A 15,430-nucleotide genomic window follows, 5' to 3' on the forward strand; every position below is an offset into this window, starting at 1 on the left:
TCCTCCGTCCCCAAGGGATCATTACAGCGAGTCGATAAAGCGCTGCTGGGCGGCGCGACCGGCCTCGTCCCATTTAAAGACGCCGGCGTTGTCGAGCACGTGGCCAAACACCATGCCGACCTCCTCGTGCAGGATGTCGATGGCGCTATCCGCCGTAAGCTCGTCGGCGCGGCGGGCAAAGACGTCCTCGGCCCATGCGGCGTGGCTGCGGCAAAGGTCGTCGCCCTCGAGCGCGCCGGCAAGGTCGTAACTGACATCGGCCTTGGCTGCCAGCAAGTGCTCGCGGACAGCGCCGAGCTCGGGAACCAAGCGCGGCGGCAAAATGGCCAGGCCCATGACCTCGATCAAGCCGATGTTCTCCTTCTTAATATGGTGGTACTCGGCATGCGGGTGAAATACGCCCAGCGGATGCTCGTCGGTTGTGATGTTGCAGCGAAGCGCCAGGTAGGCCTCGTAGATCTCGCCGCCGGCATTGCCGCGAGAGTCGACGCGGCGTATGACGGGCGTCACAGTGTTATGCGCCACGCCGTCGGCTGTGTGCGCGATGACGCCCACAGACTCATCGGTCCACTCGCGCCAGGCGAGGATAATCTTCTCGGCGGCGTCGAGCAGCTGGGCGCGGTCGTGCGAGCGCAGTCTCAGCACCGAGAGCGGCCACTGCAACACGGTGCCGCTGACCTGGTCAAAGCCGGGCACGTTAAACTGCGAGACCTCGGCGGCATGCATCATGGGGAACTCGTGCGCGCCGCCCTGGAAGTGGTCGTGCGACAGAATCGAGCCGCCCACGATGGGCAGGTCGGCGTTGGAGCCAATAAAGTAGTGCGGGAACAGGTCCACAAAATCGAACAGGCAGGTCAGTCCCTTACGGTCGACGTGCATCGGGCGATGCTCGGCGCTCATAGCGATGCAGTGCTCGTTAAAGTACGCGTACGGGCTGTACTGGAAGCCCCAGCGCTCGCTGTCGAGCTGGATGGGTATGACGCGCAGGTTCTGGCGAGCAGGGTGGGCGCCGCCGTCGGCTGCGGCGGAGCGTCCAGGGTAGCCCTCGTTCTCGATGCACAGTTGACAGGCGGGATACTTCTCGCCTGTGTTCTTTGCGGCGCCGGCCGCGGCAATGTCGCGCGGGTCCTTCTCGGGCTTCGACAGGTTAATGGTGATTTCCAGGTCGCCCCAGTTGGTGGGGGTACTCCATTTGATATTGCGCGCGATGGCGGCGCGGCGCACGTAACCGGCGTCACAGCACAGACCATAGAACCAGTCGGTCGCGGCGCGGGGCTCGTTGACGCCCATGCGTCCGTTGAACTCCTCGTTTACAACCGAAGGCCTCGGCATGAGCGCGCCCATGATGCGCATGGCGATGCGGTCGCGGCCCGACGCCGTGTCCTCGGCAGCGCCGTTGGCAACGGCGTCCTCGGAAAGCGCGGCAAGCGTGCCCTCCAGGTCAAAATTGGGGAGCGTATCGGGGTGCAAGAGCGAGAGCTTCTCGTTCTGCATCGCCCAAGCCATGTCGAGCGCAGGACCCGTGGCGCCGATGCACTCTAGAATGGTGTTGTAGGCCCAGATGCGGTCATCCTGTCCGATCATGGATCGATGGATGGCATACTCAATCAGGCCCTGCGCGGCCTCGCGCACATCAGTCATTACAGCCATGCCGCGTAAGCCCCCTTGTCAGAAATTGCGTAGTGGCGGGCAGAGCCCTCGCCCAGCCAGCCGTTCATCTTGGTGATGAAGGTGTCGACCAGGTCGAGCGGCACGAAGGCCTGGATGGTGCCACCAAAGCCGCCACCGTGGATGCGGACGGCGCCGCGGCCGTCGAGCACATGCTCGGCCAGCGCCAAGGCATACATGGAAGGTTGCTCGGAGCCCAGTTTGGCGACGACATTCTGCAGGTACATGGCAGAGCTGGCACCGGACTCGCGCGTCAGGACCAGGAACTGGTCGATGTCGCCGGCGCTAAGGGCTGCCCAGCGCTTATCGACCAGGCCGTTCTCGTGCCAGTAGTGAACGGCGCGCAGGCAGGCACGGTCGCCCAGCTTGGCGCGTAGCTCAGGGAGCTTGGCGTCAAAATCCGCCACGTTTACCTCGCACAGGCGTGTCTTGCCAAACTCGGCGGCGACGTCCTGCATCTCGCGCGGAACGGCGGCGTAGTCGTCGGTAGCTGCCACATGGTCGGCGCCAACCTTAACGAGCACGAGCGCATAGCCGTGATCCTCAAAGTTGAGTTCGAGCTTCTGGGTTTTAGGCTGAGCCTGGTCCTCAAAGTCCATGTAGGCGAGGCCGCCCAAGCAAACGGCGGCCTGGTCCATCAGACCGCAGGGCTTGCCGTAATAGTTGTTCTCGGTGCGCTGGCTCATCTGGGCGAGCGCGACGGGCTCAATGGCGGGTGCGCCCCAGAGCGTCTCCATGGCACGACCGTACGCCGCCTCGACGGCGGCAGAGCTGGAAAGGCCGCCGCCCGAGGGGACGGAGCAGGTGAAGGCGAAGTCGAAGCCCTGGGGCTCAACGCCCAGAGCGGCGATTTCGTGGGCCATACCGCGGACGAGGCTCGCGGACGTGCCCTTCTCGGGCTCTTGAATATCCAGCGTGTCGAGCGTGATCTCAAAGGTAGGATAGCCCTCGTCGGCGACGCGGATCTTGTTGGAGTCGGTTGCCACGGCGATACCGTCAACGGCGACATCGAGCGAGCCGGCGATAACATGGCCGCCCTCGTGATCGGTGTGATTGCCGCTGATCTCAGAACGCCCGGGCGCGTGCACGTAGAGCACCTGGCGGTCGCCGATGGGTCCAAACTCCTCCTCAAACAGCTTGGTGAGCATGGTGAGTGTCTTTTCGTCGGGGGTGGTCATGGGAGTCCTTTCCTTGGCGCGCACGGGTGAGTTTTGCGTCGCTATGAGTACGTTAACAACTTGAAGCGGCATGAACCAAGTGTTCACGATGCCGCACGTTACGGGCTATGTTAACGTACTCATAACACAACGCTTGTCACTTTTTGAGAATCCGGTAGTCGGTAGAATTACAGCCGTGAACGGTACCGCCGTATGGACTTATAAAGCAGAAGAGATGCAGATAGAAAAAGTAGAGTACGTTAACATGCGTCCGACGATAGCGGGCCTCGGCGCGGGGTGCATTTCTGCCCGGGCCGGCATGCACGCCATTCAGATCTCGCAAGGGTGAAGGTGATTCTGTGGCAAGGCACTCGTCCAACGATACAGGTACGCGTCCGGTCTCCATGGCCGACGTCGCCCGCGCTGCCGGTGTTTCGCAGCAGACGGTTTCGCGCGTCGCCAACGGCTTGCCCAACGTTAACGAGCAGACGCGCCAGCGCGTGCAGGCCGCTATGCAAGAGCTCGGTTTTCGTCCGAGTTATGCCGGCCGCTCGCTGCGCGACGGCCGTTACCATTCGGTCGGTCTGTGCGTCAACGATATCACCAAGTTTGGCAACCTCTCAATGATCGACGGCATCGCCAGCGCTGCTCGCGAGCATAATTGCGCCATTACGCTGGTCGAGATGTCCAAGACCGAGGAGTTTTTGCTTGCCGAGGCCACGCGTCGTATGGCTGCGCTGCCGGTGGACGGCATCATCATCGGCATGAGCCGCATGGCGCCCGATTTTGAGACGTTTGATCCGCTGCCGGGCATTGGCACGGTTATTGTTACCATGTACGCGCACCCGCGGGTGACCACGGTCGACTCCGACCATTACGGCTGCTCGCTCTTGCTTATGGATCATCTGTTTGAGCTGGGGCACGAGCAAATTCGCTATATTGGCGGCCCGTCGTTCTCGGTCGACGAGCAATTTCGTCGCGCCGGCTGGCAGGATGCGCTCGAGCACAAGCACATTAAGCCGCAGGCGCCGCTCGAGGGCGACTGGTCTGCCAACAGCGGCTACGAGGCCGGCAGGTACCTGGCCGAGCACGATCGCACCATGACGGCGATTTATGCGGCAAACGATCAGATGGCAAATGGCGCGATTACCGCGCTGCGTGATAGCGGCCTGCGCGTGCCCGAGGACGTAAGCGTGGTGGGCGTCGACGATTCGCTCGACGATTTTGTCGCGCATAACGAGCTCACGACCGTTCGATTCGATTTACATCAGCGTGGACGCGAGGTGTTTGAGCACGCGGTTCCCGAGGCGGGTACGGCGGGCAAAACCGTTGCTATTCGTATTCCCGGCCAGCTCATTATCCGACATAGCACAGCGATGCCATGCTCATAGTTTAGGCAGGTAAACGGCGATTTATCGTATTTTAATAACAATCGGTAAGGATGCCGGCAGACAACAGTTGGAATGCTGCCAAGTGCTATGATAGACAGGTTATTTTGTCTATCTAGGAGGCTGTGCCTGATGGAGATCACCAAGGATATCCGCTACATTGGCGTCAACGATCACGACATTGACCTGTTCGAGGGCCAGTACGATGTGTCCGAGAACGGTATGGCATACAACAGCTACGTTATCTTGGGCGAAAAGATCGCTGTCGCCGATTCGGTCGACGGTGGTTTTGTCGACGAGTGGCTCGGCAACCTCGAGGCCGCGCTCGATGGCCGTACGCCCGACTACCTGGTCATCCATCATATGGAGCCTGATCACTCCGCCGGTATCGCCGCCTTTATGGAGCGCTATCCCCAGGCGCAGATTGTGGCCAGCATGGGTGCTTTCCGCATGATGGTCAACTACTTTGGCACCGACTTCCCCGAGCGCAAAATGGTTGTCAAAGAGGGCGACGTGCTCGACCTGGGCGGCCACAGCCTGACCTTTATCGGTGCTCCCAATGTTCACTGGCCCGAGGTGCTCTTCTCCTATGAGGCCACCGACAAGGTGCTCTTTAGCGCCGACGGCTTTGGCAAGTTTGGCGCCAACGACATCGAGGATCCCGAGGGCTGGGCCTGTGAGGCTCGCCGCTACTACTTTGGCATCGTGGGAAAGTTTGGCAAGTTTGTGCAGGCCGTGCTCAAAAAGGCTGCCGATCTGGATATTCAGATCATCTGCCCGCTCCACGGTCCTGTCCTTACCGAGAATCTGGGCTATTACCTCGACACCTACAACACCTGGTCGAGCTATCAGCCCGAGGACGAGGGCATCACGATTGCCTACGCGAGTGTGTATGGACATCTGAAGGCTGCCGTCGAGGAGCTCGCATCTGCGCTCGAGGCTCGCGGCCAGAAGGTTTCCGTCTTTGACCTAGCTCGCGACGACATGGCCGAGGCCGTTGAGGATGCGTTCCGCTATGACCGCCTGGTGCTCGCCTCCATCACCTATCAGGGCGAGATCTTCCCGTTCATGAGCACCTTTATCCACACGCTCGCCGAGCATGCCTACCAGAACCGCACCGTGGCGCTCGTCGAGGCCGGTTCCTGGACGCCCGCCGCTGCCAAGGTTATGACCAAGGAACTCGAGGGCATGAAGGACATCACCCTGGCGCAGAACAAGGTGACCGTGCTGGGCTCGCTCAACGACACATCACGCGCCCAGATCGAGGCCCTCGCCGACGAGCTTTCCAAGTAGCGATATTTCGCTTTTAACGGGCAAAACCACCACAAAGGGACAGGCCCTTTGTGGTGGTTTTTGTTTAAGCGCCGGCGATGATGAGGGCTGGACGTGCGTTGTCGGCGGCCTCGGCGATTGAGGTGGCGACGGCGGCGTCGGGGTCGCTGTCCATCACGATGATGTCGACGTCGGCAAGCTCGGCAAAACGGTACATGCCGCGTCCGTTGACCTTACTGGCGTCCATGAGGGCGACGCTTTGACGGGCGGCACCGACCATAGCCGCTTTGGTCTCGGCCATCTGCGGAAAGTCGGTCGTAAAGCCGCAGCCGGGAACAAAAGCGCCAGGACACATGACGGCAAGGTCGGCGTGGACCATTTGGAGCGCCTGCATGGTAAGTGGGCCGTACAGATAGCGATGACCTTTGCGCAGTGCCCCGCCCAGCATGACGACATCGACCGAGGGCATGCTCTCGTCAATATAATCGGCGATGGTAATGTCGGCCGTGATAACGGTGATGCCGTCGCGCTGATCGAGGAGCCGGACGAATTCGAGCGCCGTGGTGCCCGAGTCGACGAGCAGCGTGTCGCCGTCATTAACGAGCTCGATGGCGCTTTGCGCGATGGCCTGCTTGGCGGCGACGTTGACATTGATGCGGCGATCTTGCGTGGAGACGGTCAGGCGTTTGTGGAGCGATACGGCACCACCATGTGTGCGACGCAGCTTGCCTGCTTCGGCGAGCGCGTCCAGGTCGGCGCGGGCGGTGACGGAGGACACGCCAAAGGTCTGGGCGATTTCTGCTACCTGCACCGAGGCGTTATGCTCGAGTATTTCCATAATGGCGGTACGGCGCTCGTCAGCAAAAGCACGGTTGGTAGCTTGGGCCATGTTTGCTCCATTCTCGGCTATATTTGCAGGAATTGTGTTGACTCTATTTTCGTTCATTTTCTTTTTGAGTAAGAAAACACCTTTCGATTACTTATCTTTTCTATAAAAGAAAGACGCTAAACGCTCAAAATACAATATCGAACACGCCCACTCGGTTCCAATTCCTTCCGTTTACTTTTCAAAAACGACTGTATTGGCCTGCATGGACTCAATATCTCGCACGTGCAAAGCCGCTGAATTTCATACAATGAACGCAGTAAAACGCAAGGTAAAACGCCTTGTGAACAACTACGCCCGATGTCCAGATGCGGGCGAGGGAGAGGAGCAAACGCTCATGGCACTTGTTACCACCGAAAAGATGCTCAAGGACGCTCAGGCCGGCCACTACGCCGTCGGCGCGTTCAACGTCGAGAACCTCGAGTTTGTTATGGCCGTTCTGGCCGCTGCCGAGGAGACCAAGTCCCCCGTCATCATGCAGACCACCCCGGGCACCATCAAGACCGCTGGTCTGGACTACTTCTACGGCATGGTGAAGGCCGCTGCCGAGCGCGCTTCCGTGCCCGTCGCTCTGCACCTCGATCACGGCGATGGCTATGACCGCTGCATGCAGGCTTTCCGCACGGGCTACACCTCCGTCATGATCGACGGCTCGCACGAGTCCTTCGAGGACAACATTGCCCTGACCAAGTCCGTCGCCGACGCTGGCCGCGCCATGGGCGTGCCCGTCGAGGCCGAGCTCGGCAAGGTTGGCGGCAAGGAGGACGACGGTCCCGCGGTTGAGGGCGAGAGCCCCTACACCGATCCTGCCGAGGCCAAGGAGTTCGTCGAGCGCACTGGCTGCACCTCGCTGGCCATTGGCGTTGGCACCAGCCACGGCGTGTACACGAGCGATCCGCACATCGAGCAGTCCGTGGTCAAGGCCATCCGCGACGCCGTCGACGTGCCGCTGGTTCTGCACGGCACTTCCGGTGTGCCCGATGAGCAGGTTGCCGAGGCTGTGAAGAACGGCATCTGCAAGGTTAACTACGCTACCGAGCTGCGTCAGGCCTACACCAAGGGCTTCATGGCCTACATGGCCGAGAACCCCGCCTGCTTCGATCCCAAGAAGCCGGCCAAGGAGGGCATGCGTGAGATCACCGAGCTGGTTAAGATCCGCATGACCAACCTCAACTCTGTGGGCAAAGCAGAGTAACAGCAAGGGTACTCTGATCCCACCGGGCCGTCCGGAAACGGAAAAGGGCCTATCTCTCAGAACGTCCTCGGACATGTCGGAAGCCCCGCTGCGCGCTACGCGCTGCGGGGCTTCCTCCGTCCTGCGGAATGCTCTGAGAGATAGGCCCTTTTCCGTTTCCAGACGGCCCTGCTCGATCGCTCTTGTGGCGTTGGGGCTGAAGGGGTGGGGCGCTAGGGACGCTTTGTTGGTGGGGGCTAGTATGCCCGGGCTTGGTTGGGGAATGACTTGTTTAGGGATGCTTGGAGCTTATCGAAGGATATTCGCAAGTTGAGATGCTGATCGGTTGAGCGTTTGGCTTTTGTGGTGGGGGAGTCGAGGAGGCCGTTTCTCTGTGTCGGGGGGAAGGAGAAAAGGTCTGCATGTTTTAGGGATGGCTGCTGTGCTGCGTCATTGGAAGAATGCATGCTTATGCGGCCTCCTCGATGTCCACCAAAAGGTTGCGCACGGGGTGTGCTGCTAGGTCCCGTTCGTTGGCAGTATTATGCCGCGGCTGCTGCAAAGAAGCGCTAAAGAAAGGCTTAATCAGGTTTGTTACAACAATGAAACCGCAGGTCAAAGGTATCGAATAACACTCTTGAAAGGTTTTGAGCTTAAGGGCTTTCTAAGGTTTGCGGCTCGGATGTGGCGCGGACGTGCGGAGCGTGTGACTGATCGCTGTTAGCGCTGCGGTGCGGCGGCGCGTACCTGTTCGATGACCTTTTCCATGGTGGCGTCGATGCGGTCTTTCTTGAGCTCACATTCCCAGACGGTGATGGGCGTCCAGCCCATTTGGGTAAGCGCGTCGATGGCGGCTCGGTCGCGCTCGACGTTGCGGCGAAACTTTGCCTCCCAAAACTCAACATTGCGCTTGGGCTGGCTCGGATTGCACTTAGGGCAGCGATGCCAAAAGCAGCCGTTGACGAAAATGGCGATCTTGCGCCCGGGAAAGGCGATGTCGGGCTTGCCGGGTACCTTCCATTCCAGACGGTATCCCGTAAGGCCCGCTGCCCGCAGGCGCTGGCGAACGAGCAGCTCGGGTTTGGTGTTGGCGCGCTTGTTGCCCTTCATGGACTTTTTTATAGCGGCGCGACGGCGCACCAGTTCGCGCTCGTCAGCGGAGAGGTCCGAGGTATCGATGCCGTCGAGCAGACCTGGTTTGGGACGCTTTTTGCTGCGGCGCTTAGGTGCGCGCTTGGGTTTGGCGGCAGATTCGTCGGACGTGGTGGCCTTGGCATCGTTGGCGGCGTTAGCCTCAAGCCGGTCTTCCTTCAGCTCAATCAGAGCATCGATAAGCCCTTTGTCGGCGGGCATCCATTCCACCGTAGCAAGCGAGGTGCGCGGAATCCAGCGGATATCGAGCTGGCGGTCGTGCTTCTGGGGCTCATCGGAGTCATCGGCGAGCGAGCAGTAGTAGCACTCCATGGAGAGATGAAAATCGGGGTAGTCGTACTCAACGGTATAGAAATCGCGCAGGTTGGTGACTTTTACCTGCAGCTCTTCCATGAGCTCGCGGCGTACGGCGTCCTCGGGCGTCTCGCCGCGCATGAGCTTGCCACCGGGGAACTCCCAAAGTCCCTGCATGTCGCCGTAGCCGCGCTGCACGGCAAGCAGCTCATCGGATCCTTCCTTGCGAATGATCCCAGCGGCAACATGAACAGTCTTCAACAGGAGTCCTCTCTCAACATCGACACATGACAAGGCAGCTCATTTGGGTAGTCTTTTTGGGACGGGGCTTTTTTAGCTGCCCTATGTCAAATGCGGCCTCATGCTTCGAAGGCTACGGATAGGGTAGCTAAAAAAGCCCCGTCCCAAAAAGGCTACCCCTACCTTACGCAACGGTAAGGCAAGCGTAAGCGATATCGATGGTAGCCGACTCGGCTTCTTGCGACTATAGATGCCGTAGACTAATCGCAAGAAAGGACTCGGTATGCAAACCACGCACATGGCGACCCCGGTACTGGAAGTCGTGCATCTCGAAAAGGTATACGGAGCGCTGGGCAACGTGACCCGCGCGCTCAACGACGTCAGCTTTACCGTCAACCGCGGCGAATTCGTTGGCATCATGGGCGCTTCGGGCTCGGGCAAGTCGACGTTGCTCAACTGCGTGTCGACCATCGATAGTGCCACAAGTGGCACGATCCGCATCAACGGCCAGGACGTGACGCGCATGAAGCAGGCTAAGCTTTCGCAGTTCCGCCGCGAGGAGCTCGGCTTTATCTTCCAGGACTCCAACCTGCTCGATACGCTCACGGCACGCGAGAACATCGCCCTGCCGCTCACCATCGCCCGCACAAGCTCGGCAGAGATCTCGACCCGCGTGCAGGATGTGGCAGCGCGCCTGTCCATCAGTCAGGTGCTCGACAAGTATCCCTACCAGATGTCCGGCGGTCAGCAGCAGCGCGTTGCCGCGGCTCGCGCGCTCGTCACCGACCCCACCATGATCATGGCCGACGAGCCCACCGGCGCTCTCGATTCCAAGAGCGCTCGCCTGCTGCTCGAGAGCCTGGAGGCCCTTAACCGCCGCCTGCGCGCCACCGTGCTCATGGTCACGCACGACAGCTTTGCCGCCAGCTACACGAGCCGTGTGCTGTTTATTCGCGACGGCAAGATCTTCACCGAGCTGCGCCGCGGAGACACCGACCGCCGCGAGTTCTTCGACCGCATTATGGAGGTCGTTGCCATGATGGGCGGTGAGGGCTCCGATGCTCTGTAAACTCGCTTGGGGCAACGTCCGCCGCGCCGGCCGCGACTACCTCGTCTACCTTTTGACGCTCACCCTGGGCGTCACGGTCTTCTATGCCTTTAACACCATCTCGATGCAGGTCGACATCGCCGGAATCGATGAAGAGGGCTTGGCGCAGGTTATGGGCAGCATGCTCGGCTACCTGACGTACTTTTTGGCCGGTGTCATGGCCTTTTTGATGGTGTATGCCAATAACTTCATCATGAAACGCCGCAAGAAGGAGTTTGGCCTGTACCAGGTACTCGGCATGGGGCGCGGGCGCGTCGCCACGATCATGGCGCTCGAGACCGTGATAGTATCGGTTGTGGCCTTTGTCGCCGGCATTGTGCTGGGTGTGGGACTCTCCCAGCTCATGACGTTCTTTACGGCCTCGCTCTTTAAGACACAGATCGCCAATTTCCACTTCTTTTTCTCGGTGCATGCGTTCAACCTGACCCTTGCCTGCATGCTCGTAATGTTTGTGCTCACGCTACTGCTGAACCTTCGCGCCGTACGTCGTACCAAACTCATCGAGCTTATGGGTGCCGAGCGTCGCAACGAGAGCATCAAGACACGCAACCCCTGGATCGCGATTGCCATCTTTGCTGTGGGCGTGGTGTTTGTGGGCGTGGCCTATTACCGTCTGCTACGTGATGGGTTCCCGCTAACCGCGACGGACAGCAAGCTGCAAGAGGCCATGAACCAGTTTGGCATTACGACCGCTATGGTTACCGTGGGTACCTTTGCCCTGTTTTGGGGACTCTCGGGCATGCTTATCAAGCTGCTGCAGAGCCTGCGCGGCGTGTATTGGCGCGGCCTCAACATGTTTATCGTGCGCCAGCTTGCGGCCAAGGTCAACACGGTGTGCTTTTCGATGGGCGTCATCGCGATGCTCCTGTTTTTGGCCATCACCTCGGTGACGTGCGGTATGTCGATTGCCAGCGTGATGAACGAGAATCTGGAGCGCTATAACCCTGTTGATGTGTCTCAGACGTATGTCTATTACACGCCCGATACGCTCGACTACTACAAAGAGTACGTCAATCCGTCTGATGTAGCCGATCGCATGGTGCTGGCCGATACAACGGTCGATTTGTACCCCGCATGGCACGGTAAGGACAAGTCGGCGGACAACAACGACGAGACCGGCAAGAAGGTCAATATCGCCGATGTTGCCGGTGAGCATGTGCAGATTGATTCGTATCTAAGTTACCCGTTTGGCGGTTCGAGCCCTTCGGTGTCTGCGGGTGAGATGTGCAAGACCATGGGCGAAAAGCTTCCCAAGGCGTTCGGGGGCAGCAAGCCCGATGCGATAGGTCTGTTTGTGACGCCGGCGAGCCAGTACAACAAGCTGCGTCAGATGATGGGCGAGGAGCCGGTGAGCATTGGCCGCGACCAGTACTTGCTTACGTGTGATATGGGCGGTGAGCTGATCGACCTGTACACCAAGTATATGGCCGGCGGCCATGCCCTTACCTTGGGCGGGCATACGCTCAAACCCGCAACCGATAAGTCGGACGAAGATACGGCGGCCATCGCCAACTCGGCGATGGGCAGTAATCCGGGTACCGTCGTCGTTGCCGACGAACTGTTGTCCCAACTTAATCTGCAGCCGTATTCCAGTAGCCTGCTCGTTAACTACAAACAGGGGATGGATACGACCGAGGCAGACGAGAGCATTAAATACACTGTGCTCGACAATCTGCTCGTTGACGGCAAGGAGCCGGGATCGTGGGGAATCTTCATCACACGCTCCGAGATGTACGCGCAAGCAGCGCAAATGAACGGTCTTATTAGCTACCTAGCCATCTACATCGGCTTTGTATTGGTCGTTGCATGCGCGGCGATTCTGTCGATCCAGCAACTCTCCAACGTGGCCGACGGCAGCCGCAGCTATCGTGTGCTGGCACAGATCGGCTGCGACGACCGCCAGATTCGCCATTCGGTGATGGCGCAGCAGGCGGTATTCTTCCTGTTCCCGCTGGCAGTGGGTCTGGCGCACTCCTTTGTGGCACTTAAGGTGATTATCGAGCTGGTGAGCATATTCGGAAATATGAGCATCGGCGGCACCGTGGGCCTCACCTGTGCAATCTTCCTGGCAGCATACGGTGGCTACTTCCTGGTGACGTACCTCATGAGCGCCGGAATGGTGCGAGCTGCCATAGCCACCCGCTACAGCGAGTAACTCATCCAGTTTGGAATCATTGTAGGTTGAGCATAAGTCAGCGAAAGCGCCCCTAAGCGAGTAAGGTGACGTGAAAGAGGAGGGAAGCGTACTTTTGTACGCGACCGACGACTGAACGTCAGATTGCTCGCTCAGGGGCGCTTGCAGCGTCGAGCCGTTATGCGGTTTGGTAAAACCGCGTAACCCTTCCTTCGCGGCGGTTTTTTGCCTATCTGGTGTGTCTCGGATGCAAGTGAGTAGACTTATTTAGATATGCCGAGCACATCGCGACAAATGTTCAATAAAATCGCAGGTCAGAGCCGCGGCGTTTTGGGCCGTGCTCGACCTCCTGCAAAAAGTCTACTCACTTGGTCTTACTGCTAGAAGACCGCCACAAGGGAAGGCAGCTCTCTTGCGGCGGCTGGCGTTTGCCCAGATAAAACCTACCAAAATAAACCTGTCCCTTTTTGGCAGGTTAACGCTTCCAAAAGTGGAGGATGAGCGTGGTTCGGTTTTGCTGCTCGGTTTTGACCAGGATGTTGTGGATGTGGGTCTTGACGGTGCCCACGGCAAGGAATAGCTCGTCAGCAATCTCTTGGTTCGACTTGCCCAGCACAACCAGACGCAAAACCTCGGCCTCGCGGTTGGAGAGCCTGTAGGCGTTGCGATAGAAGGGCATTTGCTCTTCGATGTGTCGATCAAGATCGTTGACGTTCTTTTCCTCGGGCGCCTTCTCCATGCGAATTGAAAGCACGTGGTATGAGTAGATGATCAGCAGAATCGCAAAGTAGCACGCAAAGACGTTCTCGCTAAAGTTGCGCTCAGATAGATAAAGCTGCAGCCAAGAGGGTGCCAGACTCATGGGGATGACAAGGATGTTGTAGAAATCTTCGGCAACGATGCAACCGACCAGAATAGCGCCGATAATCAGGTGCTTTCGCTGGTTGTTAACGCGTGCCTTCAGCTCAACCTCCGTACTTTTATGAGCCGTCCAAAAGATATACAGTCCCACAAAGAGAAGGAATACCTGACGCATCGTGTAGTAGAGCCACTGACGCATGGGGCCGGAGGGGACAGCGACGATAGTCAGCGACTCTAACAGCAAAAACATTAAGACGGGGATAGTGAACTGCTTTTTTGAATGCTTATCGAGCAAGTCCATGGCAATCAGCCAAATAAAAGCCTGTGAAATGGTCGCCACAAGGGTCCGAAACGCAGGCATGGTAATTGCGTAATAGTCGCTGGCCGGAAAAGTCTCGTTTTGCAACGTGTATTCAAAAAAGAAGATCTCGGTCATCTCGATGGCGTAGCAAATAAAAACGCCGCTGCCATAGATAAAGAAGCGTCGATGGGACGAGGCGTAGGCGGCAAGCGAAAGCACTGCCGTCACAATACAGATTACGAGTATCGCTAAGGTATAGAAGAACATGAGCGTGTCCATTTGTCACCGTCCTGCCTCATTTAAACTCTTATGGAGCCCGCTATTTCCCACGGGTATACTTGTCTCAGCCGGTCGTTCCATTGCGGATTAGAGACCTGATACAGCATAGCCGTATACCGTTCGCGGTTCCAGACGGTAAACCCCCTGCAAGCCCGCTGCCTGCGGGTTTATATTGGTTTATAGAGGGTGTAACTCCGTGAACGGTCTTTAATCCCGAATAAACTAGGTAAAAATTGCACACGGGTGAATGATGGTCTTGTCAACACGAGGTGTGATGTACGAGCGCCTCACAGTTAATAAGTCGGCAAGACCGGCGGAAAGGAAATCGATATGGCACTGCCTAAGGATTTCATCGACACCAACGACTTCACCAAAGAGCAGATCCTGGCTATCGAGGATCTTGGCCTGGCAATGAAGAAGGCCATCAAGGTTGACGGTTATTATCCGCACCTGCTCCGCAACCAGAGCCTTGGCATGATCTTCCAGCAGGTCTCCACCCGCACCCGTCTTTCCTTCGAGACGGCCATGACCGACCTCGGCGGCCATGCTCAGTTCTATGGCCCTGGCACCATCCAGCTCGGCGGTCACGAGTCCCTGGGCGACACCGCTCGCGTTATGGGCTCGCTGCTCGACATCATGATGGCTCGCGTTGACCGTCACAAGGACGTCGTCGGCCTCGCCGAGGGCTCTGCTGTGCCCGTCATCAACGGCATGTCCGAGTTCAACCATCCCACGCAGGAGATGGGCGACCTCATGACCATGCTCGAGAACCTCCCCGAGGGCAAGAAGATCGAGGACTGCACCCTGGCCTTCATCGGCGATGCCACCCAGGTCTGCGTCTCCCTCATGTTCATCGCCTCCAAGGTCGGCATGAAGTTTGTCCAGTTTGGACCTAAGGGCCACCAGATTCCCGACGGCGGCCTGCACGTTGGCACCGTCGAGGAGCGCGCCGAGTTCGGCAAGCAGATGATGGCCATCGCCGAGGAGAACTGCAAGGTCTCCGGCGGCTCGGTTGTCATCTCTGACGACATCGAGTGCATCAAGGGCGCCGACTTCATCTACACCGACGTGTGGTATGGCCTGTACGACGAGGAGGTCTCGGGCGAGAACTACATGGACGTGTTCTATCCCAAGTATCAGGTCACCATGGACATGATGAACTTCGCCGGCCCCAACTCCAAGTTCATGCACTGCCTGCCGGCCACCCGTGGCGAGGAAGTCGTCGACGAGGTCATGGACGATCCCGAGCGCTCCCTGTGCTGGGTCGAGGCCGAGAACCGCAAGCACTCCATCCGTGCTCTCCTTGCCGCCCTGGGCAAGCGCACTCCGCTCAACGACGAGGGTGTCGAGTACTCCGCCAAGGCTGAGCTCCACGCCGCTCTCGAGGCTCTCGAGCAGCTCTAAGCCTCAAGGCTTCTAAAAGCATGTTTGCGGGCGGTGGATGCTCGTCTCCTGTCGCCCGCTCACCGAGGCCCAAGCAATTGCCTTAATACCTTAGGGCCTCGAATCTGTCCAA

At 58.7% G+C, this 15,430-nt stretch carries 11 protein-coding genes; 6 read left to right on the forward strand and 5 right to left on the reverse strand.

Annotated elements, in window-relative coordinates; genetic code table 11:
• Window positions 1–21 precede the first annotated feature (21 nt).
• Both ACQRAJ_RS06035 and ACQRAJ_RS06040 read right to left on the reverse strand, forming a co-directional pair.
• The gene (locus tag ACQRAJ_RS06035) at window positions 22–1,650 is read right to left on the reverse strand and encodes a UDP-glucose--hexose-1-phosphate uridylyltransferase (RefSeq protein ID WP_427748003.1); all 1,629 of its coding nucleotides are present in this window, start codon (window positions 1,648–1,650) and stop codon (window positions 22–24) included.
• Entirely contained in the window at window positions 1,641–2,846 is a 1,206-nt protein-coding gene (locus tag ACQRAJ_RS06040; RefSeq protein ID WP_427748005.1) for a galactokinase, read from the reverse strand. Before ACQRAJ_RS06040 ends, ACQRAJ_RS06035 begins: the two co-directional genes overlap by 10 nt.
• Window positions 2,847–3,229: 383 nt before the next feature.
• On the opposite strand from ACQRAJ_RS06040, the gene ACQRAJ_RS06045 reads away from it, so the two are divergent.
• Together ACQRAJ_RS06045 and ACQRAJ_RS06050 are read left to right on the forward strand one after the other, a co-directional pair.
• The gene (locus ACQRAJ_RS06045) at window positions 3,230–4,216 is read left to right on the forward strand and encodes a LacI family DNA-binding transcriptional regulator (RefSeq protein WP_427748017.1); all 987 of its coding nucleotides are present in this window, start codon (window positions 3,230–3,232) and stop codon (window positions 4,214–4,216) included.
• Between the two features lie 129 nt (window positions 4,217–4,345).
• Window positions 4,346–5,506: an FprA family A-type flavoprotein gene (locus ACQRAJ_RS06050; RefSeq protein ID WP_427748007.1), complete on the forward strand. Its 1,161-nt coding sequence runs from the start codon at window positions 4,346–4,348 to the stop codon at window positions 5,504–5,506.
• Between the two features lie 64 nt (window positions 5,507–5,570).
• Here ACQRAJ_RS06050 and ACQRAJ_RS06055 read toward each other — a convergent pair whose 3' ends face one another.
• Window positions 5,571–6,374, reverse strand: a complete 804-nt coding sequence (locus ACQRAJ_RS06055; protein ID WP_427748009.1) for a DeoR/GlpR family DNA-binding transcription regulator — start codon at window positions 6,372–6,374, stop codon at window positions 5,571–5,573.
• Window positions 6,375–6,708: 334 nt separating this feature from the next.
• Here ACQRAJ_RS06055 and ACQRAJ_RS06060 point away from each other — a divergent pair, with 334 nt between their 5' ends.
• Complete coding sequence (locus tag ACQRAJ_RS06060) at window positions 6,709–7,566, forward strand: class II fructose-bisphosphate aldolase (protein ID WP_022095149.1); 858 nt, start codon at window positions 6,709–6,711, stop codon at window positions 7,564–7,566.
• A 699-nt stretch (window positions 7,567–8,265) separates the two neighbouring features.
• Here ACQRAJ_RS06060 and vsr read toward each other — a convergent pair.
• Window positions 8,266–9,252: a DNA mismatch endonuclease Vsr gene (gene vsr, locus ACQRAJ_RS06065; protein ID WP_427748011.1), complete on the reverse strand. Its 987-nt coding sequence runs from the start codon at window positions 9,250–9,252 to the stop codon at window positions 8,266–8,268.
• A 262-nt stretch (window positions 9,253–9,514) separates the two neighbouring features.
• Between vsr and ACQRAJ_RS06070 the strand changes: the two genes are divergently transcribed.
• Entirely contained in the window at window positions 9,515–10,300 is a 786-nt protein-coding gene (locus ACQRAJ_RS06070; RefSeq protein WP_427728561.1) for an ABC transporter ATP-binding protein, read from the forward strand.
• Entirely contained in the window at window positions 10,290–12,494 is a 2,205-nt protein-coding gene (locus tag ACQRAJ_RS06075) for an FtsX-like permease family protein (protein ID WP_427748013.1), read from the forward strand. Before ACQRAJ_RS06070 ends, ACQRAJ_RS06075 begins: the two co-directional genes overlap by 11 nt.
• 454 nt (window positions 12,495–12,948) lie before the next feature.
• Here ACQRAJ_RS06075 and ACQRAJ_RS06080 read toward each other — a convergent pair whose 3' ends face one another.
• A complete protein-coding gene (locus ACQRAJ_RS06080; protein WP_427728556.1) occupies window positions 12,949–13,914 on the reverse strand; it encodes a response regulator transcription factor in 966 nt (321 codons plus the stop codon).
• 330 nt (window positions 13,915–14,244) lie between these two features.
• Between ACQRAJ_RS06080 and ptcA the strand changes: the two genes are divergently transcribed.
• Window positions 14,245–15,318, forward strand: a complete 1,074-nt coding sequence (ptcA, locus tag ACQRAJ_RS06085) for a putrescine carbamoyltransferase (RefSeq protein ID WP_427728553.1) — start codon at window positions 14,245–14,247, stop codon at window positions 15,316–15,318.
• Window positions 15,319–15,430: the final 112 nt, after the last annotated feature.

The sequence above is a fragment of the Collinsella sp. SGI.184 genome, assembly GCF_050313415.1.
In the GTDB taxonomy this organism is placed as follows: domain Bacteria; phylum Actinomycetota; class Coriobacteriia; order Coriobacteriales; family Coriobacteriaceae; genus Collinsella.

Coding starts and splice junctions, on each gene's coding strand:
- ACQRAJ_RS06035 (WP_427748003.1), bottom strand. CDS start 1,650: ATGGCTGTAATGACTGATGTGCGCGAGGCCGCGCAGGGCCTGATTGAG.
- ACQRAJ_RS06040 (WP_427748005.1), bottom strand. CDS start 2,846: ATGACCACCCCCGACGAAAAGACACTCACCATGCTCACCAAGCTGTTT.
- ACQRAJ_RS06045 (WP_427748017.1), top strand. CDS start 3,230: ATGGCCGACGTCGCCCGCGCTGCCGGTGTTTCGCAGCAGACGGTTTCG.
- ACQRAJ_RS06050 (WP_427748007.1), top strand. CDS start 4,346: ATGGAGATCACCAAGGATATCCGCTACATTGGCGTCAACGATCACGAC.
- ACQRAJ_RS06055 (WP_427748009.1), bottom strand. CDS start 6,374: ATGGCCCAAGCTACCAACCGTGCTTTTGCTGACGAGCGCCGTACCGCC.
- ACQRAJ_RS06060 (WP_022095149.1), top strand. CDS start 6,709: ATGGCACTTGTTACCACCGAAAAGATGCTCAAGGACGCTCAGGCCGGC.
- ACQRAJ_RS06070 (WP_427728561.1), top strand. CDS start 9,515: ATGCAAACCACGCACATGGCGACCCCGGTACTGGAAGTCGTGCATCTC.
- ACQRAJ_RS06075 (WP_427748013.1), top strand. CDS start 10,290: ATGCTCTGTAAACTCGCTTGGGGCAACGTCCGCCGCGCCGGCCGCGAC.
- ACQRAJ_RS06080 (WP_427728556.1), bottom strand. CDS start 13,914: ATGGACACGCTCATGTTCTTCTATACCTTAGCGATACTCGTAATCTGT.
- ptcA (WP_427728553.1), top strand. CDS start 14,245: ATGGCACTGCCTAAGGATTTCATCGACACCAACGACTTCACCAAAGAG.